Source organism: Deltaproteobacteria bacterium (assembly GCA_028818775.1).
Lineage (GTDB): Bacteria > Desulfobacterota > Binatia > UBA9968 > JAJDTQ01 > JAJDTQ01.
In genome coordinates this window covers 1-24,209 of sequence record JAPPNE010000110.1, presented here as the reverse complement: position 1 = coordinate 24,209, position 24,209 = coordinate 1, and the positions used below count along the sequence as shown (strand labels likewise).

Annotated in this window: 16 protein-coding genes; 12 read left to right on the top strand and 4 right to left on the bottom strand. The window is 61.1% G+C overall.

What is annotated here, in order from left to right; genetic code table 11:
• Nucleotides 1–68 precede the first annotated feature (68 nt).
• Entirely contained in the window at nt 69–635 is a 567-nt protein-coding gene (locus OXU42_13050) for a DUF4145 domain-containing protein (protein ID MDE0030315.1), read from the top strand.
• Here the strand turns inward: OXU42_13050 and OXU42_13045 are convergent.
• Nucleotides 632–817 (bottom strand): hypothetical protein, encoded by a 186-nt coding sequence (locus OXU42_13045; protein MDE0030314.1) that lies wholly within the window; start codon nt 815–817, stop codon nt 632–634. The genes OXU42_13050 and OXU42_13045 overlap by 4 nt on opposite strands.
• A 378-nt stretch (nt 818–1,195) precedes the next feature.
• On the opposite strand from OXU42_13045, the gene OXU42_13040 reads away from it, so the two are divergent.
• The 7 genes from OXU42_13040 (at nt 1,196) to OXU42_13010 (ending at nt 14,618) form a co-directional block, all read left to right on the top strand.
• The gene (locus OXU42_13040; GenBank protein MDE0030313.1) at nt 1,196–4,213 is read left to right on the top strand and encodes a DUF499 domain-containing protein; all 3,018 of its coding nucleotides are present in this window, start codon (nt 1,196–1,198) and stop codon (nt 4,211–4,213) included.
• A complete protein-coding gene (locus tag OXU42_13035; protein ID MDE0030312.1) occupies nt 4,213–4,725 on the top strand; it encodes a hypothetical protein in 513 nt (170 codons plus the stop codon). The genes OXU42_13040 and OXU42_13035 overlap by 1 nt, the downstream gene beginning before the upstream one ends.
• A gap of 507 nt (nt 4,726–5,232) precedes the next feature.
• Nucleotides 5,233–6,366 (top strand): DUF262 domain-containing protein, encoded by a 1,134-nt coding sequence (locus OXU42_13030; protein ID MDE0030311.1) that lies wholly within the window; start codon nt 5,233–5,235, stop codon nt 6,364–6,366.
• Entirely contained in the window at nt 6,350–7,492 is a 1,143-nt protein-coding gene (locus OXU42_13025) for a DUF3696 domain-containing protein (GenBank protein MDE0030310.1), read from the top strand. The genes OXU42_13030 and OXU42_13025 overlap by 17 nt, the downstream gene beginning before the upstream one ends.
• A 1-nt stretch (nt 7,493) precedes the next feature.
• Nucleotides 7,494–8,453 (top strand): hypothetical protein, encoded by a 960-nt coding sequence (locus tag OXU42_13020; GenBank protein ID MDE0030309.1) that lies wholly within the window; start codon nt 7,494–7,496, stop codon nt 8,451–8,453.
• A gap of 30 nt (nt 8,454–8,483) precedes the next feature.
• Nucleotides 8,484–11,453: a DUF1156 domain-containing protein gene (locus tag OXU42_13015; GenBank protein MDE0030308.1), complete on the top strand. Its 2,970-nt coding sequence runs from the start codon at nt 8,484–8,486 to the stop codon at nt 11,451–11,453.
• Nucleotides 11,454–11,456: 3 nt separating this feature from the next.
• Nucleotides 11,457–14,618 (top strand): SNF2-related protein, encoded by a 3,162-nt coding sequence (locus OXU42_13010; protein ID MDE0030307.1) that lies wholly within the window; start codon nt 11,457–11,459, stop codon nt 14,616–14,618.
• A gap of 67 nt (nt 14,619–14,685) precedes the next feature.
• Here OXU42_13010 and OXU42_13005 read toward each other — a convergent pair whose 3' ends face one another.
• Nucleotides 14,686–15,336, bottom strand: a complete 651-nt coding sequence (locus OXU42_13005) for a hypothetical protein (GenBank protein ID MDE0030306.1) — start codon at nt 15,334–15,336, stop codon at nt 14,686–14,688.
• A gap of 152 nt (nt 15,337–15,488) precedes the next feature.
• Entirely contained in the window at nt 15,489–16,127 is a 639-nt protein-coding gene (locus OXU42_13000) for a hypothetical protein (GenBank protein MDE0030305.1), read from the bottom strand.
• A gap of 706 nt (nt 16,128–16,833) precedes the next feature.
• On the opposite strand from OXU42_13000, the gene OXU42_12995 reads away from it, so the two are divergent.
• On the top strand, nt 16,834–17,940 hold the full coding sequence (locus OXU42_12995; GenBank protein ID MDE0030304.1) for a hypothetical protein: 1,107 nt from the start codon (nt 16,834–16,836) through the stop codon (nt 17,938–17,940).
• Nucleotides 17,941–18,000: 60 nt separating this feature from the next.
• On the top strand, nt 18,001–19,323 hold the full coding sequence (locus OXU42_12990) for a hypothetical protein (protein MDE0030303.1): 1,323 nt from the start codon (nt 18,001–18,003) through the stop codon (nt 19,321–19,323).
• 1,327 nt (nt 19,324–20,650) lie between these two features.
• On the opposite strand, the gene OXU42_12985 is transcribed toward OXU42_12990, so the two are convergent.
• The gene (locus OXU42_12985) at nt 20,651–21,916 is read right to left on the bottom strand and encodes an integrase family protein (GenBank protein MDE0030302.1); all 1,266 of its coding nucleotides are present in this window, start codon (nt 21,914–21,916) and stop codon (nt 20,651–20,653) included.
• 209 nt (nt 21,917–22,125) lie between these two features.
• Here OXU42_12985 and OXU42_12980 point away from each other — a divergent pair, with 209 nt between their 5' ends.
• Nucleotides 22,126–22,392 carry a transposase gene (locus tag OXU42_12980; protein MDE0030301.1) on the top strand — a complete coding sequence of 89 codons (267 nt, stop codon included), beginning with the start codon at nt 22,126–22,128 and terminating at the stop codon, nt 22,390–22,392.
• A 331-nt stretch (nt 22,393–22,723) separates the two neighbouring features.
• Entirely contained in the window at nt 22,724–23,326 is a 603-nt protein-coding gene (locus tag OXU42_12975) for a YceI family protein (protein ID MDE0030300.1), read from the top strand.
• Nucleotides 23,327–24,209 lie beyond the last annotated feature (883 nt).

Genomic DNA, 24,209 nt, shown 5'->3' with positions numbered 1-24,209 from the left:
GGCATAGAGATGGGCTCCAGACAACACCTAAGTGCTCTGAGACCCATACCGAAGACCTAAGGACACCAATGCAGAACGTGTGGTTAAAGAGCGGCATCTCCGTCGTCGCGGTATTGCTAATAGCCGCACGCCTCATTTGGCCGGACCTGAAGATCGATGTAATATCAATTGGGCTGTTTATTCTCGCCCTAGTGCCTTGGCTCACCTCGATCGTTGAAAGCATGAAATTTCCTGGTGGATGGGAAATCAAACTCAGGGATCTTGCAGAAGCAGGAAAGAAAGTGACCGATGCAAACCCTATTACGGAGAGCGTTAAACTACCAAAGTTCATGTCCGTTACGGATCAAGACCCCAACCTAGCACTGGTAGCGCTGAGGATCGAGGTAGAACATCGCTTGCGGGCACTCGCGGAAAAGTACTCCATCCCGTCTCAAAGGTCTTTGTCGCGCCTGTTCCACGAACTTCGAAAGCGCGAAGTGTTTGACCACGCTGCGTTTAGTGGATTACACGAGATCATCATGGCTGGGAATCAAGCGGCTCATGGTGCTACGGTTGAGCCTACCTTGGCAGATTGGGCGTTTTCAAACGGCAGTGCCATTTTGTCTAGCCTCGACGCAAAGTTGGAAGACGACTAGAGAAACGGCGCTGGTACCACCCACGTCCTTAACGCTGTTCGGTATTCGGTCAGCGCGAACTCATCGAACCCGAGTGCGATCAGGGCTCCCGCCAGGGCGAGCTTGCCTGTTGCGTACCAGTAATGAGCTGGCACGACCGCGATGCTGGTGACGAGCGCGATCATCGCACCCAGCAACTTCATCCACAATCTGTCAAAAGAGTCAGGTATGCGGTCCGTCCCAATGCCAGCCTGACCGGACACCGTCACCGCGGGACCGGCTGCACGGAGAGCTCGGTCAGGCCATGTCTGTGCGCATCCCGCCGACGTCCGGGGAGTCCAGTCCATCAAGGCGTGCCAAGGGGCTGTCTTGGTCAAGCAGCGTATTTTCAACGGTCCTTGGACCGGGCGGTTTGACGGTACCAATAGAGACCGGAAATGGTACAAGCACCTCCGAATCGGTTATTGTGGTAAGGAGAACAGGGGTGGTCTTGGACCTACAGGGGTCGCACTAGGACTACCACGTGCCGACAGACCAAAGAACGCGGCCGGCGACGAGGGAAGGAGGCGGACAGCATAGCCATGACGGTCCCGACGATATTCGATACATGCCGTCCTCGGGAGGACGTCCTCAAGGGAGCCATTACTGAAGCCGACTTCGCGGCCGATCTGGCCCAGGTCATCTTGGGGGAAGGTGGCGCAGAGTACCTGGACCCGGTGAGGTTCTTTGCCCATACGTGGCCCACGCGGGGCCTCAAGAACCTTCTGGCCAATGTTTGTCGGCGCTTGAGCGGTTCGGGTGGCGAGGTCGCCGCGATCTTTCGGCTCGACACCTCATACGGCGGCGGCAAGACCCACGGGCTGATCGCGCTTGCGCACGCAGCCCGTGGCATGGCGAACGTGCCCAACGCCGCGGAGTTCGTTGAACCTGACCTGCTCCCGCACGGCCCCGTCCGTGTCGCGGCGTTCGACGGCGAGAACGCGGACCCGGCCAACGGGCGGGCCATGGGCAACGGCGTGCTGGCTTGCACTCCGTGGGGCGAGATCGCCTACACCCTCGCTGGACGGGAAGGATATGAACGGGTCCGCAACAGCGACGAGCATCGGGTCGCGCCGGGAGCCGAAACTTTGCGGGAACTGTTCGGGGGCGAGCCTGTCCTGATCCTGCTCGACGAGCTTTCGGTATACCTGCGCAAGGTGCGGCAATTCGATGATGCCCACGACCAGTTGACGGCTTTCCTGACATCCCTGTTCAAGGCCGTGGAGGGTGCGCCCAATGCGGCCCTCGTCTACACTCTCGCCATCGGCAAGGACGGCCGCGCCACCGACGCCTATAGCGCGGAGAACCAGTTCATCGCCGACCGGATGGCCGAAGCCGAAAGCGTTTCCGCCCGGAAGGCTACCCTGCTGAACCCCACGGAAGAAGACGAGACGGCGCAGGTGTTGCGCCGCCGCCTTTTCGAATCGATTGACGATTCCCAGGCGTCTTCGGTGGTCGCTGCCTACCGCGACCTCTGGACTGCCGCCGGTGAATCCCTGTCGGGAGAGGCCGGCCGACCCGAGACAACGGAGTCTTTTCTCGCCAGTTACCCGCTCCATCCAGAAGTGCTGGCGACCTTGACCGCCAAGACTGCAACCCTGGGCAACTTCCAGCGCGTACGCGGGATGCTGCGGCTCCTGGCCCGCACCATCGGCCATCTCTGGGATCAACGACCTGCGGACGCCACCGCGATCCATCTCCACCACATCGACCCCGGCTACGAGCCGATCCGGCAGGAGATCGTTACCCGTCTCGGCCAGACAGCGTACCTGCCCGCCATCGCCAATGACGTGGCCGGTACGGAGAAGAGGGCGCTTGCCGGGGAGATCGACGCCGAGCATCACCGCGGCCTGCCGCCTTACGCCACGTATGTAGCGCGCACGATTTTCATGCACAGCCTGGCCTTCAATGACCCGCTGAAGGGCCTGTCGCCCCATCAACTGCGGTACTCGGTACTGGCGCCGGCCGCGGACACGAGCTTCATTGAGGAGGCGCGGCGAAAGTTCGTCGCCGAATCGGCCTATCTCGACGACCGGCCTGGCGCGCCCCTGCGCTTTCTTGCCGAAGCGAACCTCAGCCAGATCATCCGCCGCGAGGAGCAACACGTCGACGCCGGCGAGACCCGCGCGCATCTGGACGATCGCATTCGCGGCATCTTCAGCGGCGGCGCGGGCGGCGCCTTCGAAGCCATTCCCTTTCCCGGCGGTCCCTTCGACGTGCCGGACGAAGTCGGTGACGGCCGCCCAAGGCTGATCGTGCTCGCCTACGACGGCGTCGCCATCGGTAGCGCCGTGGAGAGCGTTCCCGAATTGATCGCGCGCATCCACTCCCGCAAGGGCTCAGAAGGCTCGGCCCTGCGGGCGCTGCGCAATAATCTGGTGTTCCTGGCTGCGGAAGACGCCCGCAAGGAGGAAATGCGGCGCAAGGCGCAACGGCGGCTGGCGTTGCAGGATCTCAAGAAGCCCGAGCGTCTCGTCGACCTCGCCGAACACCAGCAGGACAAGATCCGCGAGCTGGAAGCGCGCTCCGAGCAGGAGTTGGCGATAGCCGTCCAGCAGTGCTACCGCCACGTGTTCTATCCATCGCGAAACCGCATCGGCGGGAGCGATGTCGATCTGGCGCACACCGCCATCGACGTCCAATCGACCTCGGACCGGCCGGGTTCGGGACAACGACAAGTGGTGCGGGCGCTCCGCGACCTGTCGAAGCTACGCCTGTCCGAGGATGAGCCGGACTCACCCGCCTACGTGCGCGACCGTACGCCGCTCCGCAAGGGCCAGATCACGACCCTGGCCTTGCGTGAAGAGTTCCGCCGGGACCCCGCGCTGCCAATGCTGTGCGGCGACGACATCTTCATACGCGGCGTCCTGCGCGGCATCGAACGGGAAGAATACGTCTACCAGCGCGGGGATCTGTTGTGCGGTCCGGGCGATCCATTGCCCACCATCGTCATCGACGAGCAGTCCGCGGTCTTCACCATGGCGTACGCCATGGACAAGGGAATCTGGCCGCGAAAGCAACCGGAGCCGCCCGACCGAGAGACGAAGTACGTCGAGCCCGTTAACGAGGGCGGAGGCCAGGTCGTGGACCCACCGCCCGACGAGCAACCTTCACCCGGCGCGTTGTCGGCCGAAGGCCTCCTGACCGAAGCCTTGGCCAGACTCTGGGAACAAGCCCGCGACCGCAATATCGAGAAGATCGCCGTCCTCACTATCCGCCTGTTCGAAGCCGGCGATGCGTTTCGCTTGCTCGGAGCCATGGGCGCGGTTTCAGGGGCCGACAAGCTCGTGACCTTGACCGGCGGTTACGAGACCCGCGACCAGGGCTCGTTCGAGTTGGTGTTCCAGGGACCGGTGTCCGACGCTCAGCCTGTTAGGGAGTTTCTCGAACCGCAACTTCGCGACGCCGCCTCCCGGACCCTGGAAGTCGGCTTCGAGCTGACGTTCACCGAAGGACTTCCCATGCAGGGCGACGCCGCGGAGAAGATGACCGAGCGATTGTCGCGCTTCGCCAGCGGCGCCGCGTTCGTCATGGCTACCGCCAGGGAGGCCGCAGCCTGATGGCGCGTCTCAAACGGGTTGCCCAGATCGACACGCCGGAATCGGCGCCGCGTTACGAGCTTCGCATCGGACGCCACGGCCCCGCCGACGCGGAGTACGAAATCTGGCAAATGCCAAGCCCCGCCACCCCACACCTGAGCGTAGCGATTCGTGTCGCCGGCCTGAAAGGCCGCAACCTGCAACTCGTGGAACACAGGGTTCTGAAGCGGCTGTCACAGGCAGGCGTGAAACCCGTCCTCGGAGACCAACGGAAGCAGGGCTATGCCGTCTCCGAAGATTTGGCCTTGACGCTCGGTCTTTTGTTCCGCACCCTCGCTCCGATGCGAAGCCGCGACAACATGCGCGCCGTTGCCGAAGGCATCGAGGCCATGGGGCGTGAGGAGGCAGCCTACTGGCTCGGCATGGCCATGCACCGCAGACACCCTCGCCGAGTGCTGACGGCGTTGCGCTTCCTGCTGACGGAGCCGAAAGCGCCCAGAATCCTACGCCGGGATAATGGACTCTACCTTTAGCTCCTTTCTGCGCTGCTTGGCGTGCGACAAGTCGTAACTGGACTGCATGTTCATCCATAGCTTGGAGCCGGTATCTAAGGCTATGGAGAGCCTCACTGCCATCTCGGGACTGATGCGAGTAGGACGTCGACACAATCCTCGCGATCCTCCCGACGCTTGACAACTCCATGAAGGATGGCATCTATGCATTGATGTCGCTTAGCATCGAACTCGGTCCGGCTCGCTTGCCCGAGCTCATCCAGGGATCGCCTTCGGCTGGTCTTCTGTTACCGCACACAACGGCCCTGGAAAGGGAGATCGGACTTGAGCCCAAGGTGCGCGGGAGGTTGAAGAAGGCGCCCAGGACATTCGACGGGATTTGCGCAACTGAGGGAAACGTGAACCGGTGTCGTCGAGCCGGGGGAGCATGATGGGCGTCGTGACCGTGCATCGGCATCGGAGGTCAGGCGGACAGTCTTGATCGGAGGCGCGCGGTCGATTCTGCATGTTTGGAATGGAGCAAGTGAGATGCAAGACGTAAACCTTGACGACAACCCGACAGCTCAGCAAGCTGCCGGGTCGCCGAACGATGAAGAAATTGAGGGTCTCGACCCCGAAGGGGGATCTTGGGGAGATTATCCGCTCGATGATCTGTTGATTCGACACGAGAACCGGACGATCCACGACGTCGTTCGACGAATCGATCAGGATACCTATGTCATGGATCCTGATTTCCAGCGTGAATTCATTTGGCCGGAAGACAAGCAGAGCAAGTTGATCGAGTCCGTGATCATGCGGATTCCTCTGCCGGTGTTCTACATGGCGGAAGATGATGAGGGCCGCATGGTGGTGGTCGATGGATTACAGCGTCTTTCCACATTTCAGCGTTTCGTCAAGGACCAACTGCGGCTGCGCCTTCCCGATCGTCGTGAACTGGATGGCAGACGGTTTTCGGAGTTGTCGTCCAAGCTCCAGAACCGGGTCGAGGATTGCAATCTCATCTTCTACATCATCGACTCCAAGGCGCCGGAACAAGCGCGCCTGGATATCTTCGAACGGGTGAACAGCGGCGAGCCGCTCACCCGGCAGCAGATGCGGAACAGTCTGTTCATGGGACCGGCGACGCGCTTTCTGAAGACCGAATCCGCCACGGATACGTTTGTCGAGGCCACCGGTGACAGCTTGAACAGGAAGAAGATGAGGGACCGGGAGTTCGTCAACAGGTTTTGCGCCTTTCGGCTTCTCCCGCTAGCGGAATACGGCGGTGACATGGACAAATTCTTGGCTCAATGCCTGCGGCGGATGAACGCGATGACCGAAGACGGACTCCAGGAACTGAGTCGAGCCTTCCGCCGGAGCTTGGCCAACAATTACGGACTGTTTGAACGCCATTCATTCAGGAAGCACACGCCAGAGCAAGAACGCCGCGGCGTTCTCAATGCGTCGCTCTGGGACGTGATGTCAACGGGACTGTCGCATTATGCCTCTAAGCGGGTGCAATCGCGCCACGAGGAGGTCCGTGCAGCGTTCTACCGCCTGCTTGAAGACGAAGAGTTCAACACGTCTATCACCTATGGACCGAACGATGCCAAGAAAGTGCGGTATCGTTTCGACGCGACCCGGAAGGCGCTTGAGGGGATTTTGGGTGCTTACGCGGATTGAACTTCGACACTTCAAGTGTTTCTCCCTGTTGAAGCTGCCTCTACGTCCACTGACGTTGCTGTCCGGGGTCAATGCATCGGGGAAATCGTCGGTGTTACAGGGGCTCGTTCTGCTGCATCAGACGATTCGCGAGCACGAGTGGTCAACGCGGCTGATGTTGAATGGGGCCGCCATTCGGCTCGGCTCGGTGTCCGACGTGATTGATCAGGTCCATGGGCGTCGTCATTGCGGGCTCGCCTTGCTGGACGGAGATGTTGCCTATGAGTGGGAATTCGCTGGCGAACGCGGCGAGATGTCCATGGCGGTCGAACGCGTCCGCGTAAACGGAGAGGGAGAAGAACGGCCCGAAAGACTCTGGCGCCTGTTGCCGCCGGGACAGGGTGAAGATCCTTTGACGGCGCGCCTGAGCGGGTTGACCTATTTGACGGCTGAGAGGTTGGGCCCTCGGGAGTCCTATCCGCTGGAGGATCCGCAGGTGGCACCTGTCGTGGGTCCCGCCGGAGAATACGCAGCCAGTGTGCTGTATTCCGGTCTGGACCAGCCGGTCATTGACGGGCTGGTGATGAGAGACACGCCTCCGACCCGTCTGCGTCAGGTGGAGGCCCGCATGGGCCAGTTCTTTCCTGGATGCGGTTTGACGATCGACAAGCTCCCTCAATCAAACGCGGTGACACTGGGAATTCGGACTTCCCGGGACATGGATTTCCATCGTCCGGTGCACACCGGATTCGGTTTGACGCAGGTATTTCCCATCGTTGTGGCGGCACTGTCCGCGAACAGGAACGATCTCTTGTTGATCGAGAATCCTGAGGTTCACCTGCATCCCGGCGGACAGGCGCTAATGGGTGAGTTCATGGCCGAAGTCGCCGCTGCCGGTGTGCAAGTGGCGCTGGAGACGCACAGTGATCACGTGCTGAACGGAATCCGGCGAGCGGCCAAAAAGCAGCTGTTGCTACCAGAAGACATTGCGTTGCACTTCTTTCGGCCTCGACAGGAGGCCGGTCTGGATCCCATGCGGCAGGTGCAGAGTCCGAGCCTAGACGGCGAGGGCAACATTGATACCTGGCCCGATGGTTTCTTCGATCAGTTCGACAAGGACATGAACTACTTTGCTGGTTGGGATTGACGTGGACCTGTTCGTCAACGAACTGTCGGTGCACGGTCAGTTTCCCGATCCGGCGTCGTTCCGCGGGGCCTTTGCACGGCTGATGGCTATGCGCACAGTTGCCGGACGCTTCGATCGCGAGGTGTATTGCAGTCGGGGGCTCTTGTCCGCACAGGCGGTTGCCGGGATGACCATGCCGCAGACAATGCAGCACTTTCCCGAGGCCCAGCGGCGATCGGCCCTGAGTTGGATGACGCGCGGCGGCCCTTTCTGGGACGACATCCGGCATCACGGCGCCGACGACTGGTTGGAAAGCAGACACGAAATCGTTACGGATTCCGCAGTCGGAGAAGCGGGCTACCGTAGCCTACACGGACTTGCTAGCGGTCTGATCAGCGTCACGCCGTCGGATTGGGACTTCTCTCCCGTAACGGTGACCTGGAGACGGACCGACGCAGGGCAAGAAGATCGACGTACAGAACTCCAGAACTGGAGGGCGGACACGGCGCTGGAAGAGTCGTTGCACAATGCGCCGGGGCCGCTCGGGTCATGGGAAGACCTGCGACGGGTTTCGATCCTTCGATGCACTGGACTGACGTTCGCCGACGCCTGCTTCGATCCTCTTGCGGGTATGCCGTTCGCCAAGAGCGCCGCGGAGCGCATTCTCGTACTCCTGAATATTCTGGATCAACGCTCGCGAGCCTTCGACGAGTCCGGGCGGCGGACGTCGGAGGGCCAACGCTTGTATCAGGACTATTTCACCGGTGACAATGCCTTGTTTTCGGACTCGTCGGACACCGAGAAGCGCAGTTTCTACAATCAGTTGACGTTTCCTCATCCTACCGATATCGGCGAGACACTGCTGTGCACTTGGCACGGTAAGGTGCGCCACATGAATCTCCGGCTCCACTATTCATGGTCGGAACGAGTCGGCGAACCGGTCTATATCGTCTATGTCGGCCCGAAGATTACGCGGCGTTGAAATAATGGGACGGATGATGGAAGGCATCGTATGGCCGATACCCGCCTGATCGAACGGTGGTTGCCGATTGCCGAGATAGGTATCGAGAGCATTCGTGAACGGACGCCGATGACGCCGTTCCCTGCGCCGAACCGGCTCCACGTCTGGTGGGCTCGGCGTCCGCTAGTGGCGTCCCGGGCGGCGGTTCTGGCCTCCCTCTTGCCGGAGGATGCGGATCGGGAGAAGTTTCTGCAAGTGATCGGAATCCACGGCGATCCGGTCGCTTCGCGGCGTAGAATCGATGCAGCTCGAAGGACGGGTCAACGGTTTGAAGGACAGGCGTATGGTTACCCGCGCGCGTTCAGCCATGTCCCTGGTCACGAATGTAGGTGTTGGTTGATGGACGTCGTCGGTCAGCAACCTTCCGAATTATCCGTCCTCGATCCGACTGCCGGCGGTGGAAGCATTCCTTTCGAGACATCCAGGGTCGGATTTGAAGCATTCGCCAACGATCTCAATCCGGTCGCTACGCTCGTCATGCGAGCTACGGTACAGTGGCCGTCCGAACACGGAAGATACCTTAGCCGACAGTTTGAACTTTTGGCAGCGCGTTTTATCAAGCTTCGTGAAGAATTGCTTTCGTCTTGGTTTCCGGTCGAAGCCCAAGAAGACTGCATATCCACGAATTTTCTTTGGGCTCGCACGATTACCTGTCCCTATTGTGAGGGCCGTGTGCCACTGTCCCCCAATTGGAGGCTCGCGTCCGATGGTACGGGGGTCAGGCTAACTCCCCATCTTGGCGATGGTCCTGGTTCGAAAGGGCGCATTTGTACGTTCGACGTGGTGCATGCCGTTGCGGAACAATCAGCGGGTACGGTGGCACGTGGTGACGGGACCTGTCCATTTCCGGATTGCGGGCGAGTGATCGATGGCGATGTGATCAAGGCGCAGGCTCAGGCTGGGAGGATGGGCGAACAGCTTTACGCTGTCGTCTACAAAGAGCGAGTCGAGTATGAGACCAAGACGGGGCAAATTCGAGTGAAGTGGGTGCGTGGCTACCGAGCGCCGTGTCTGGAGGACGACAACGGCGCGGAGGTTTTGGCGCGGCTCGACGAAAAGCTTCCGGAGTGGGAGGCTCTGGATGTCGTCCCTAGTGAACGGTTTCCCAAGGTCAGCAACGATGACCGGCCGATACAGTACGGAATGCCACTGTGGCGTGACCTGTTCTCGCCCCGTCAACTCCTTTGCCACGGCACGAGTGTGGAAATATTCCGGGACATGTTTGACGCGGATCGGGCTGCGGGCCAGCTCGATGAGATTCACAAGGCAGCCTACGGGTATCTTGCACTGGCCCTGGACAAGCTGCGCGATTACAACTCCAGGATGACCCGGTGGCATGCGAATCGCCAAGTGATGGTCAATACCTTCGACCGACATGATTTCGCGTTCAAGTGGTCTTACGCCGAGATGGCGCCGTTGATTACCGGCCTTGGCTACGATTGGGCTATCAAACAGACTGCCAAGTGCATCGCGGAGCTGGTGGCCTTGGTCCATCCTGACTCCCGCGTCGACGCTGCCGGCCCCGATCTTTTCGACCGGGTTGACGAGGAGGCCGATCAACCTTCGCCACCACCCTCCGTCACGATCACCTGTAAGCCGGGCGACAGCCTTGACCACATCCTGGACGAGTCCATTGATGCAGTGGTGATGGACCCGCCGTACTACGACAACGTCATGTACGCGGAGCTTTCGGACTTCTTCTACGTTTGGCTCAAGCGCACTGCCGGTGATGTCTTTCCCGAGTTGTTCCGCCGCCAGCTCACGGACAAGGAGAACGAGGCGGTGGCCAATCCGGCCAAGTTTCAGGGCGAGAAGGGAGCGCGGGCGCACGCCGGTGACGACTACCAGGAGCGCATGGCGGCCATCTTTGCGGAGTGCCGCCGGGTGCTGAAGCCCGACGGTATCATGACCCTCATGTTCACCCACAAGGCCACGGGGGCCTGGGATGCGCTCACCAAGGGGTTGATCGAGGCGGGCTTCGCCATCACCGCCTCCTGGCCCATCAACACCGAGGCGGAAGGGAGCCTGCACATCAAGGACAAGGCTGCTGCCAACAGCACCATCTTCCTGGTGTGCCGCCCGCGCGTCCGTGATCCGTTCCTGGCGCGGGACGAGCCGGATCTCTATTGGGAGGACGTGGAGCCGCGCGTCGCCTCCGCGGTGCGGTCGCGGGTCCGCGAGTTCCAGGAGGCGGGTATTGCAGGGGTCGATCTCTACCTCGCGTCCTTCGGGCCGGCGCTGGAGGAATTTTCTCGTCACTGGCCGATCAAACGAGGCACACCGCGCGAGCTTCCCGCGGAGCGCCGGCGTCGGCGTCAGCACGTGATGTTCGAGGAGGAGTGGGACCCCTACGCGGCAACGCCGGAAGACGCCCTCGGCGTTGCCCGGCGGGAGGTCAAGCGCTGGCGTTTGGAGCAGTTGACCCATCTCAAGGCCAACGCCGATCTCGACGCCGCGACCGCGTTCTTCGTGCTTGCCTGGGATGCCTTCAAAGCGCCCGTGTTCTCGTACGACGAGGCGCTCAGGCTGGCGCGCGCCGTGGGCGTCGATCTCGACAGTGACGTTGTCGGCCGACTTGCCGAAAAGAAGGGGAGCGACATCCGGCTCTGGGACAGCGCGACGCGAGCCGCCAAGGGGACGCTCGGTCCGGCTGACGGCTCCCGCGGCATGATCGACGCGATCCATCACGCGGCCAATCTGGCCCGGCTCCGATCCCTGGACGCGGCGCGCGATTTGCTCGCTACGACCCTGGTGGACAAGGACCCGCGCTTCTTCGCCTCCCTGGAGGCAGTGCTGGAGGTGCTGCCCGTCTCTCGCGTCTTCACCGGAATCGAGCTTGCGGGAGAGGCCGCGGCATCGGGCACCGACTTCGAGACGCTTTACAACCTTTCCCGGTTTGCGTACAGCGACCGTATTGACGAGCCGGAGCAGTTGAAGCTGTGGCAGGACGGCAATAGCTGAATCATGCTTCGGGATAGTCAGTGGAAGCTCAAGTACACGCCGGACGACGGCGACCTCGTCCGGCTTTTCTACGTTCCGGCCCTGAAAGACGCCGAGCGCTACGACCGCCTGACCGGCTACTTCAACGCTGGCGCTCTCGCGCTGGCGGCGCGCGGCATCGAGGGCTTGGTGGGCAATGGCGGCCGCATGCGGCTCATCGTCGGCTGCACCCTGGCACCCCCCGAGATCAAAGCCATTGAGCGGGGCGAGGAGTTGCGCGCACGAGTTGAGCAGCATTTGGTGGACCTGCCGCTCGTGCCCCCGGATACCGGCGCTGCCGGTGCTCTTGAGCTCCTGGCCTGGATGGTCGCCCGCGGCTATCTCGACGTGAAGGTGGCGGTGCCCTGCGATGCGGGCGGTAAGCCAGTCAACGATGACGGAATCTTCCACGAGAAGGCCGGCATAATAGAGGACCGCACGGGCGAGAAGATCGCTTGGAACGGCAGCCTGAACGAGACCGCAGCCGGCTGGCGCACCAACTGGGAAAGCATCAACGTCTACACGAGCTGGGGACCGCAACCCGAGCGGGTAGTGGCCGAGGAGTCGAACTTCGCGCGTATCTGGGCCAACCACAGTCCCCGCCTGGCGATGTTCGACGTTCCAGAGGCGGTGCGGCGCGACCTGCTGCGCTTCCTGCCCGCCGACGATGCGTTGCCGGAACGATTGAAGGGAGTGGTGGAGGGGAAGACGGAGACGCCGCCGTCCGGCGCTACACCCGAGCCGCAGCCGGTCCCATCGGTCGACTTGCGAACGCGTGTGTGGGCTTTCATCCGGCGCGCCCCGACCCTTTCCGGCGGTGGTGTGCGCGTTGGCGAGGCTACCGCTGCGGTCACGCCGTGGCCGCATCAGGTGCGTGCCTTCGAACGTCTCTACGGGAACTGGCCGCCGAAGCTGCTGATCGCCGACGAGGTCGGGCTTGGCAAGACCATCCAGGCGGGGCTGTTGTTGCGACAGGCGTGGCTTGCGGGCCGCGCGCAACGGATTCTCATCCTCGCGCCCAAGGCGGTGCTCGGGCAATGGCAGATCGAGCTGCGCGAGAAATTCAACCTCAATTGGCCCATCTACGACGGACGCAAGCTCATCTGGTATCCGTCGCCGGCGCAGCGCGGCCGCCACGAACGTGAGGTCGGCCGCGCCGACTGGCATGAGGAGCCGGCGGTGATCGTGTCGAGCCAACTCATGCGGCGGCACGACCGCGCCGACGCGCTCCTGACGGAAGCAGAGCCGTGGGATCTCGTGGTGCTCGATGAGGCGCACCACGCCCGCCGGCGCGGGGCGGGAAGCCAGAGCGAAGGCGGGCCGAACGCCCTGCTTCGGCTCATGCGCGGGTTGAAGGAGCGCACTCAGGGTCTGGTGCTGCTCACTGCGACTCCCATGCAGGTGCACCCGGTGGAAGTCTGGGACCTGCTGGATCTCTTGGGTCTTCCGCCGGAATGGACTGCGGAAGCGTTCCTCCGTTTCTTTGATGATTTGGAGCAGCCGAGCCCCTCGCCCGATGCCATGGAGCGCATGGCGCGGCTGTTCCAGGCGGTGGAGCGTGGCTACGGCCCGATCACCACGGAGGACGCGCGAGGTCTGGTCGAGCTGTCGCGCCTCAAGGCCAACAAGGTTCTCCGCGCATTGCGTGATGGTTCCAGCATTCCACGCAGGCAGTTGGAGACGCTGGAGCGCCGGGCCGCCGTGAGGATCGTGCAGACGCATACCCCGATTCGGCGGCTGGTTTCGCGGCATACGCGGGAATTGTTGCGCCGTTACTTCAAGGCCGGAACCCTGAAGACCCCCATCGCCGACCGCCGGGTCGAAGATCGTTTCGTGAGGATGAGCGCAGGCGAGCACGCTCTCTACGACGCGGTGGAAGACTACATCTCGGGAACCTACAATCAGGCCGCGGCGTCCGAGCGAAACGCCGTGGGTTTCGTGATGACCATCTATCGCCGCCGGCTGGCCAGCAGTTTCCGCGCACTTGGCAGCACGCTCCAGCGACATCTGGACGCGGTCACCGCAGGCAGCACGTTGACCTCGCTGGACGAGGACGTGCCGGACGACGAGACGCTCGACGAAGCGCCGGACACGGAAGAGATGGTCGCCATGGAGCAGCAGGTGTTGGCTGCGGAAGAAACCGACGACATCCAAAGCCTGCTCGTCAGCATCCGCCGTCTTCCCCCGGACAGCAAGCTAGCCAGTCTCAGGCAAGCGCTCGACTCGTTGCGCGCCGATGGCTATCGGCAGATCATGGTGTTTACGCAATACACCGACACTATGGACTTTCTGCGAGAGGAACTCGGCAAGGATCCGAATCTGCGGCTGCTGTGCTTCTCGGGCCGTGGCGGTGAGGTCGCCGGAGCCGACGGCATCTGGCACCGGATCGGCCGGGACGACGCCAAGCGCCGTTTCCGGGACGGAGAGGCAGACCTGCTGCTCTGCACAGACGCCGCTGCCGAGGGGTTGAACTTTCAGTTCTGCGGCGCTCTGGTCAACTACGACATGCCGTGGAACCCCATGCGTGTGGAACAGCGCATCGGCCGTATCGACCGCCTCGGACAGCACCATCCGGTGATCCGCATCCTCAATCTGCATTACGAGGGCACGGTCGAGACCGACGTCTACCGCGCGTTGCGCAGACGCATCGGGCTGTTTGAAACGGTAGTGGGGCGCCTCCAACCGATTCTTGCGCAACTTCCGCGCGCCATAGCCGGCGCCGTGCTCTCCGGTCGTGAACGAGAACGTGTGGAGGTCGTGGAAACCATCGAACAACAGGCGAGCGACGCAGAACGCGGCGGCTTCGACCTAGATGCCGCCCTGACCGAGGATGTCGCCATGCCCCAACGGCCGCCGTCCCCGATCCTCATGGAAGACCTGGACCGCGTCATTTCCTCTCCGGCCTTGATGCCCCCCGGCACCGAGGTTCAGCCGATGGCGAACCGGGAATACAGTCTCCTGACACCAGGAATGCCCGAGCGTCTCCGGGTGACCACCGATCCCGCCTACTACGAGCAGCACGCCGAGAGCGTGGAGTTCTGGTCGCCGGGCAACCCTTTGTTCAAGGCTCTGGACTTCGTGGCCGAGGGTGAGGAGGATATGTTGGAAACGGAGACGTTGAGAAGTCTCTTGGATGAGCGCGGATGAGAGGAGTACAGGAGTCGATCAAGCAGGTGCAACTATATGGGTGAGTTGGTAGACATCCATCGTCCTCCTAGCGCACAAAACGTTCCGCGGTAACCCGAATCTCTTCCGGAAACCCCAATTTCTTCAGATTCAATTTGTAGTGCGATCCTATGTGCCTTGACCAATAATCTCGAGCCCCCGAAACCCTGGTGAGATTCCCTTGATCGTCCATGATCTCAATGTCCAACAGATAGCTGTCCCCTCGCACCTCGAAGGACATTTCGATTTCTTCCTTCTTAACGACAATACCCATGGGGGGTACGAAGATCACGCGCCGGTAGGGACGAAAGTGAACCCGCTCTGGCTTGTAACGGGTCTTGGTGCTGCTGTTGACGAATTGAACTGTAACCGGAACCCCCCAGACCACCGATACTATCTCGTGCCAAAAATCCCTCAGATGGATCCGATTCCATCGCATCTTCACGATGATGCGATCTCCCCAGTTGCTCCAAGCGAAGAACACCAACCACGTGAGACTCATCCCGAGAAGCCAACCGGAAAGCCAACCCGGTATCAGGCGGAGAAGGTTGAGGGCCCCTTGGAGTGCCCGTGACCAAGCCGCGGCATCCTCGGGCAATCCGGCGAGACCAATCACTCGCTCAGTTGCCCAAAGTACCATCCAGATTAAACCCAAGCGATTGAACCATTTCCGCCAGCGCGATTCTTGGTTCTGTTGCATGGGCGGAACCGCTAACACACACCAGCCTCGGTGCTCAACTCTCGATTGAAATTGACAAGGTCAGCGTCTGGCCCCAGCGAGGCCGCTGGGTGGACAGCGGCAGCGTTGCAGACGCGGCAAAGAACGCCCGGTTCCGGCCTTCGCGGCATCTTTTAACGCTTTCGCCCCCGCCCTCCACGCATGATGGCCGGCACCTCTATCGTAATCTCAGTTGATCTTTGTTTCGGCCCTAGTTCGATCTTGTGGATGTGTCCGGCGACATTGTCTGCCTGCAAGACAGGCCCCGCGGGCGTAGACCTTAGCGCCTGTAGCACTGGGAAGTCTCCGTAAACTTCGTACCAGATGTCGGAAAAAGTGTGCAGCAGGTCGTCTCGCAGGCTCTCGACCTCCTTGCGAGTCACCGCCGACGAGTCTAGTTGCGTGTGCGCGAGACCGCCGCTACGCTTCCTCGTCAGGCGTTTGATGACGTCTTTATTGGCTCGGATACAGTAATCGTAGTTCGCGCACGCTTGAGCCGACCTGCCTTGTAGTTCCAGGATCATTCGCAGTGCGGGAAAGCTCCCGTATCGCGATTTTCTCCGGCCAATTCCTTTCTTGACCGCTACAGGTTGTGCGTGTCCATCAAGAAGATTCGTCATCGCCAGAAGTGCATCGCCGTACGCCTCGGTGACCGATTCGGGAATGCTGAGACCCTGGGACATTGCCTCGAGTTGGATGATCCTTCCCTGCAATTTCTCGAAGAGAACCTTCACCCGCAGCAATAGATCCTTGAGTTTCTCGTCATCCGTCATGAGAACATCATCCTGCCAAGGCAGCTTCCACCACGACGGTTTGCTCGCACCTCAGTCGTCTCCCGGCCACAGCGGCTAACCCTATTGCCGGTGGGTGCACGAGGTGAGTCAGGCGCGAACAGCGCGTCCGAAGTGCCACGGTACTCCCTCTCACATCGCCTCGCGCTTCGGTTCGCTTCGGCGAAGTAAGCCCCTCGATTGTCCTCCCTCTGCACGAATTCGGAAAACGTCCGTTTGTCAGCCCTATGCGGGCGTAGCCCACCGAGCTGCGGACCGGCTTCCGCCGACCATGTGCGTCACGCGGGCGTCTCCCTCCGTGATCGACTTGCCAGCGGCTTCCCCGTCTTCTCGGCGATCCGCGCTTCCGCATCTCGGATCGCCGGGCCGGCACTGCGAATCGCGCGGCGCCCAGTTCACCGGTAGCCTCCACATAGTCAGGGTAGTGGCCAAGTACGGCATTCGCGCTCAACAGGGTCATCCCCAACATCGCCGGTATCCCGGAACCATAGTCTCCCTGGAGCTGAATCGCCAATCCTCTCCCGTCATCGCGCCGAGCCGTTGCACTGCCGCCTCCTGTCCTTCCACGCGGCCTCTCGACGCTCCCAATTTCCGCCACGGTGCCCTGCCGTTTCGCCTCACTCTTGCCCTGAGCACTTCGCACCCTTACAATCCCCCCGCAAACGAGCAGCACCGCAGGAGCCCACGGATGACTACAAGACGTCCAGTTGCCGACCGCCTGAAGAACCTCGCTTACGACGCACCCAAGTCGAACATGACGCTTAACGGCGCGAAGATGATGATGGGGGGCCTCAAAGACAGTGAAGACATCACGTGCACCGTCAACCGCCACTGCCGCACTCGGGTCTTCGACTTCCCTCGGGCACTACCTACCGAGCCGATACCCAGCCATTCGATCTATGACTCCGACCCTGTTCGGGCGTCACTCGTCTGCGGTCTTGTCCGGCACTTCTTAGGCTCGGCCAGTACGCACTATGCCATCAGCCCTCCGCTCCGCCACGAAATCGGGCAGAAACAAGACGAACTCGCCGCCCAAAACAACCGTCGTACAGCATTCCTGGTTATCGAAGAATTGACGGAGCTGACACCTATGACCTTCGACAAGGAGTGCGTCCTGGTTGACGAGGTCTCTTACGTGAACGGCGAGAGAACCCCACTTCTGAACGGTGGCCGCGACAACGAGAAGTTCATTCTCGCCATGCGAACCATCGATGGCCAATGGCCGAGTATCCCCAGCAACGAGCCGACGGTCAACATGATCCTGGCCGCTATCCGCGCATCGCAAGACACCCACGACGAGATCCGCAAACACGTCGATCAGAGCTGCCTCGTAACCGACGATGGCCGATTTGTTGCTACGTGGGCCGGAGGATTCATGCCTGTCCGCGCCTCAGTAGCCTCCGACGTCGATGCACGAGAGTTTCAAAGTACAGCCGACCGATTGCGGTCCGCAATCCCTCGGATCGAGGCGGACATGCAACAAGAACACATCGAACTCCTCGTCAACGCCGTTTACTGGGATGACTACAAGGACGACGACTTCAGGCGGCTGCACTACTTGAATCTCTGGCAGTCGTTGACCGAGTCCAAGCGAATACTCGGCTACATTGGTCCCGGCGGCGATAACTACCTCAAGAACGACCGCACCATCGTGGCCGGCAAGACGAGTCTGGCGGACCTAACCGAGTATCGAGACGACATCGCTCATTGGTGGACAGAATCCATTGACAGCAACTACTTGGCCGACATGTACCGCACCATCAATGAACTGATGCGGCGCAAGTATTTCAAATAGGGCCAAATGGTCGTGATCGCCAATCCGGTACTCCGCTTCTTCGAGTAGGATGCAGTCGAAATGCGATTAGTCAGCTCCTCCGAACTTACAGTATTGGGCGGGTACCTCCCACGCTTTGTCGACCTCGTAGGCGAGGACCGCTGGTTCAAGCGCGTCGGTCATCTGGATTCTGAACAGCGCCTGTCGCCATTCAGGTGGAAAATCGTCAAGGATTATCACTGGCTGGAGATGGCGATCAGCTTTCAGTTCGATGTATTGGCGCGTGAGGGGCGTCTTCGACTAGAACTCACCGATGCACCGATTCTCGCAGCGCTCAACTTCGCTGCGTCAACAGTGGAGGTGCATACACGACTCTCGAATGTGGGGCAAAGAAGGTTGGAAGGTCGGTTGCGCGATTGTCTCAAAGCGGAAACAGGCTACGCCTCCCTGTATCTCGAAATCGATTTAGCTCAACGTCTCATGGATGCGGGCTTTGACGTCACTTTCGCTGACATGGAAACAACGGCTCAGTACGACCTCGCGTTTAGCCGCGATAAATTCGTTGGTGAGGTTGAGTGTAAGTCACTCTCCGCTGATGCAGGTCGTCAGATTCATCGGAAGGACTTCGACCGCTTCATGGAAGCGCTGTCGTCGGCACTGGAGTCCCAACGCGCCCGTCTCCAGCCGGAAGTGCTGCTGATCACGCTCGACGGAAGGCTCTCGTCCAACATCTTGGATCAGGCTTCGCTCCGCGCTGCCACCCGTACAGTGATTGAGGATAGCATGCAGGCGACCTTCAGCGGCGACGGTTTCGAGCTGGAACGCCAAGCTCTTGACGCTCTCCACATGGGCGCATGGGTCGCCGACACGAAGGCGTTTTATTCGGCTTGCAGCGCAACGTTTGGGCCAAATGCGCACATTGCTGGCGGGCTGACAGAAGATTCCGGGTGCCTCATAGTAATGCGTAGCAAACGCGAGGATGACATATCCAAACCTATGCTTGAAGGAATGCGAGAGGCCTCAGACCAGTTCTCGGGCCAACGCCCCGCTTTCATCGCAATGCAACTACATGGGATCGAAGCCACTGATCTAATGCTGCCACACCTGCGTCGACGAGCCGGCATTCTCGCGTACGCCTTGTACGGCCACTACGGGAGCTCGCACGTAAACGCGACCTATTTCACTGGGTTTGGTGCCGTTAGTGAAAGTGATGGGATAGTCGGAACGCCAGCTCTCGCGATTCCGAATCCCAAACCGGCGTTCAAGGTCGAGCCGGCGGACGCGTCCCCGTTCCTCGCGCACATCTCGGACGGGGCTTTCGCAGCCGCCATAGGGGCTCCGGTGCCCGCCCCGAACATCTCTTCCCTTCCTATCGATCAAGAGCTTGACGAGAGAAATTGCTAAATTGTCTATGTGGGATTGCTGGTGTAACCGTTCGTTTGCCTTGCGAGGGTGCGTCTGCGGCGGTGTGGACAGGCCTGGCCGAAGGAGTTGGGCCGGCCTCAGCGTCCTCGCGATTTCGCTGCGGCAGCCGCAGTACAAGAGACGCGATTCTCACACGAACCATGACTTCATTGAACCTTCCACCAAGCTCCAATCAGCTTGTGTGGTGGTACGTTTGATCATGGCACCGCCGAACGGTTGGTGGCGAAGGTAAACGAGCGCCAGGAGGGCGGCACGGGAGCAACCGCCATTCCGTATCTGTTCAGGACGTGACCTGCCCGGCCCTGTGTGGCGGCCTCCGTCTGCGTCAGCGTGGACCGGCAGGTATTACCAGTGTTCCCGGTTGGTTTATGACTTCGGCGATCAAGCTGTCGAGATCGGCGTCAATCGTGACCCCATCAGCGCTGAAGTCGGCCCCGTCCCAGTACACCGAACTGACACAGACACTCCCTGCAGACGGTGAATGGCCTAGGGAACTGGGAACCGATGATGGGAAGTCAGAACGCGCTGGACGACATCGACGACTGAAATTGAAGCGGCACGACAGTGTCCTTCAGCTAGTCGACCTCTGGACATCTGAAATCGCCAAAGCCATCATCCAGAGACCTCCAAGATCAAGCGCGAGTGGCGCTACGCTAAGAAATCATCCCTAAGGAAGTAGAAGGAGCCCTCTAACATGATGCGTACAGCCTTCGTTTTCTTCACCCTGCTCCTCGTGTGTACCGCTGCACACGGACAGAAAGTCCCCGCCAACCAGCAAACGCTGCAAGAGACGCTAGAGGTATCGGCAGGCAGTGCGATGGCTGTAAGAGTCATGTAGCGCAGTTTACTTCTCTATATCGCTGGTAGGGACGGTGTGGAGTCCGCCAAGTCGCTAGTATCTGGTGCCCGCGAGATTTTCGTAGATTTTACGGAAAGAGCTGTTGACAGGCACTATCGCGCGATCCGTCAAGTTCCCGACCAGACTGTGCGTGCGAGACTCCTCGAACGACTACATGAAAGAAACAAGTGGTTTCGAGATGGGGGGTACGCTCACTTCGAGGAGCTTGCCGGAGATTTGATGCAGATAGAAAAGATGAGGACCGAGTGACTAAAAGGGCATGTGGTACAAAAACGCGACTTGGTTCGGAGACTCTGACGGTACCGGCGAGTTCTTCGAGCGTGCGAAGCCCATCGAGGCCCGATCATCGAGTGGCTACGACGTGCCGGTCCGTCCCCCCCAAGCGGGTATTGTGCTTGGCGAAGCCCAGGGCGATAGGTCCACCCCAGCTTGAACGTGGCCCGCGCGTCACCTTGCCGGTGCGTGGAGATGCGCCGTCGACCCGTTTGACTCCGTCAACTCGTCAATCCGGTCGGCGACCCGTTGCGCGGGCTCTCGAAGTTGCCCCACTGTCCAGTCAGCAGCGTATCCCTCGGTCACATCATTGGGCCGCGCGTGGTTCACCAGACGCTTGGTCAGAGACCGTGGCAGCATCAGCTCCCGCTCGGCCACCGTGATAAAGCAGTTACGCAACGCGTGGAACCAGAACTTCGCTCCGCCCGCGCGCCCGATGGCCTCGTAGTGCCGGTGAAGCTCCTCCACGTGCCCTGACTCGCTCGACCGGGACGGGAACACCCAGTCGCCAAGCTGTTCCCGCAAGGTGTCCCATTCGGCCCGCCGCCGCGCCAGGATCTTCCCCAGCTGGCGCGTCACCGGAAGCTCAAGCGGCACGCCGGTCTTGGTCTCCTCCACACGGAACAGCCCCGCCTCCAGATTCACGTCCTCCCACCGAAGCGCCATGATCTCTCCCCGGCGCATCCCCGTGTAGAGTCCGAACAGTAACACGTCCCGGTGCACCGGGTTCGGCACCGCCGCGTCCATTCCCGTGCGCCAGCACGGCAGCACCTCGGCCGGAGACGATATCCGCTTCCTCGTCTTCCGGTGGTAGCGTCCTCCCGCTGCAAGCCACTGCTCCACCGGGTTGTGCAGACCCTCGTAGTCCACGCAGGGCCTTCGGTACACCGAGCGCAGGAACGACAGGCACTGGTTGGCGGGCATCGGGCCGTGGCGCTCCGTAAGGAGCCGGAAGCGGCCTTCGACGTCACGGCGGGTGATGCCATCAAGAGGGCGAGAGAGCCAGTCGCCGAGATAGAGAGTAGTGTAGCGACGATAGCCCCGCTCGGTGCTGGCCGCCAGGTCATGGCCGGACTCGATGTAGTCCTCGCAGGCCGCTCCCAGCCTCGGCAACCCCCGCGCCTCCGTCCGCTCGCCCGCCGGGTCTTCCCCCGCGGCCACGCGCCCCAGGAGTTCCTGCGCCCGACGCCTTGCCTGGTCCGGGGTGGCCCGGCCGGCGCGGCCCACCACCACACGCTTGTTGGGCGCCTTGCGCCCGCCGTTGCCGGCGCGGTAGTTTACAACGTAAGACTTGGCGCCCGAGGGATGGACACGAACGCCGAAGCCCGTGAGCTTGTCGTCCCAGGCGATCCAGGGCTTGTCTTCGGGCTCGAGGGCGTCTACTGTGCGTTTGGTGAGGGTGAGCTTGACCTTGGCGGTGAGTTTTACGGAATTTTCCATGGGGGCAGGATAAACGTGGACCAGCCCATAGTCAACCCTAAAGTCAACACCAGAGAACGAATCGAAGCGCACGAGAGTGCTGACGGTGGCGGCGTCTGTCGCTTCAGATGGCGCTTAACTTATAGAAATAACGGCATAATTGGCGACGACAGCGCATTACTGCGTATCGGTGCTGTTAGGTGACAGGCGGGTTTCAAACCTGCCTGTTAATGGTGTCGCGCCAGCACACGACCGGCGGCAAGCCGAGGCTGGGCAAGACATCGAAGATGGCTCAGCGTGACCTCAGACGGCTGTTGATCACGGGCACCATGGCCGTGGTCCGCTCGGCGTGGTGCGACGACCGATCTCTCGCTCGCCAGGATGCTGGCGCGCAAGCCGAGGGTACTGATCGCAGTGGCCTAGCCAACCGAATGGCCCGGATCGTCTGGGCGCTGACGACAAAGAGTGAAATCTACCGTGTTCCCGCCGCCGCCTGAAACGTTCGACCGCATCGTGGAGGAGTTTTCGAGCAGGCCGACGGCTGGCGGCGGCGCCTGGGCCACGGGCCGCCTTCACCCTGACACCAGTGAGCCGCGGCGAGGGAACCCCCTTTGGTCCAATAGGTGGTTGCACCACGGCGGGCCGCTTGGTTACCGGGGCCGTGGACACTACGAACACAGGAGATAAGCAGAAACAGTGGGGCTTGGGGAACGCCCGAACAGTCCCCCGCGTTCCCTCTTCCTAGCCTTCAGAGGAAGGTGGAACCTGCGCAGCAGGAACCTTCTTCGGGACCTTGTCTGGAATCCGCAATGATGCAAGGAGACAAAAATGCTGGTCAAAATGTGTGTTTCACTCGGTCTGATTGCCATCTTGATGATGAGTTCTGCAAGTCGTTCCTGGAGTGCCGACACCTACGTGGTGGATAACGCTCACGCCTACGTCGGCTTCAGCGTCAGCCACCTGGTGATCAACCGGGTCAGGGGCACGTTCAACGAATTCAGCGGCACGATCATCTACGACGCCGCTGACATCACCAAATCCTCGATGAGCGGCACGATCAGCGTTGCCAGCATCGATACGGCACAGCAGAGGCGCGACCGGCACTTGCGCTCCGGAGACTTTTTCGATGCGGCGAATCACCCACACATCACCTTCGAGACCACCCGCATCGAAGCGGACAGCAACTTGCCGGTGTTGCACGGCCGCCTGACCATGCGCGGCGTTTCCAGGGAGGTGGCCATTCCCTTTCGAATAACAGGCATCGTCAAGTCGGCGGGCAAGACCCGCCTCGGCTTTGAAGCGCGGCTCGAGCTGAACCGCCAGGACTACGGTGTCTCCTACTCCAGGCTGATGGACAACGGCGGCCTGGTCGTCGGTAACCAGGTGTCCATCGAGCTGAACGGCGTGGCGATCAAGAAAACTGACAGCTAGTCCCGGAACTCCTTGCGCGGCGGGCCGGTCGCTCTTCGGATCGTGGAACTTCACCGATCGCAATGACTGGTTCAGCGATGGCCTGCGTTCCTTTGTGTTCATCTACCGTGGTTTCGACCCCTGGTGGATACGTGCCCGCCAGCACAACCTCGCGCCGTCCCTCGATGCGGCCCCGCGGCGGGCGGGCGTTCATGGAGACTCTGACCCACTCCGCACGCGCGAATCTAAAACCGCAGGCGCGGTCTCTTGCGTAGATACGCATGGGTTCCTCCCGTGGGGACGTTCGGCAGGCTCACGGGGACGCGGGGCGGCGGCAGGTGGAGAGGCGGAGTTCAGAATCAGAATATGCGGCCGGGGGTCGGAAGACGGATCGAGCACACCGGCGGCGTCTCACCGACTATTTGTCCTGGGCCGTGCGGCGGTAGCTGAAGAGCAACGTGACAGATCCCACCCGGCATGGAACTTCGCCGCCCCCTTGCGAGATCGGCTATCGCACCGAATCGGAGCATCGACGCCATGGCGCGCCGGGAGATGCCGGGTTTGCGCAGCGGCGGTGGACACGTGGTGTTGACCATGTGTTGATTGTTCCGACGCGAATCATCGGTCTTTCAAGAGGAACGTTTTACTTCTTTGTTTTCAGATGGTTTACGGGCGGCAGTCGGTAGGACAAACCCTACACGGCCAAGTTTCAAACCCCCGTGGCGATCGACCGCTTTCCCTGAGTGCGCACGGTCATGTCGGACACCTCATCATTCAACCGTCCTGCGCATCAGGACCAGGTTGTCGAGGACGAGATTGGACGACCAGATGAACTGTGCGTCGGCCGTCGGGTCGTCGAACACGTCGCGGAAGTTCATGAACGCGGGCTTGTTGTCGACACCGA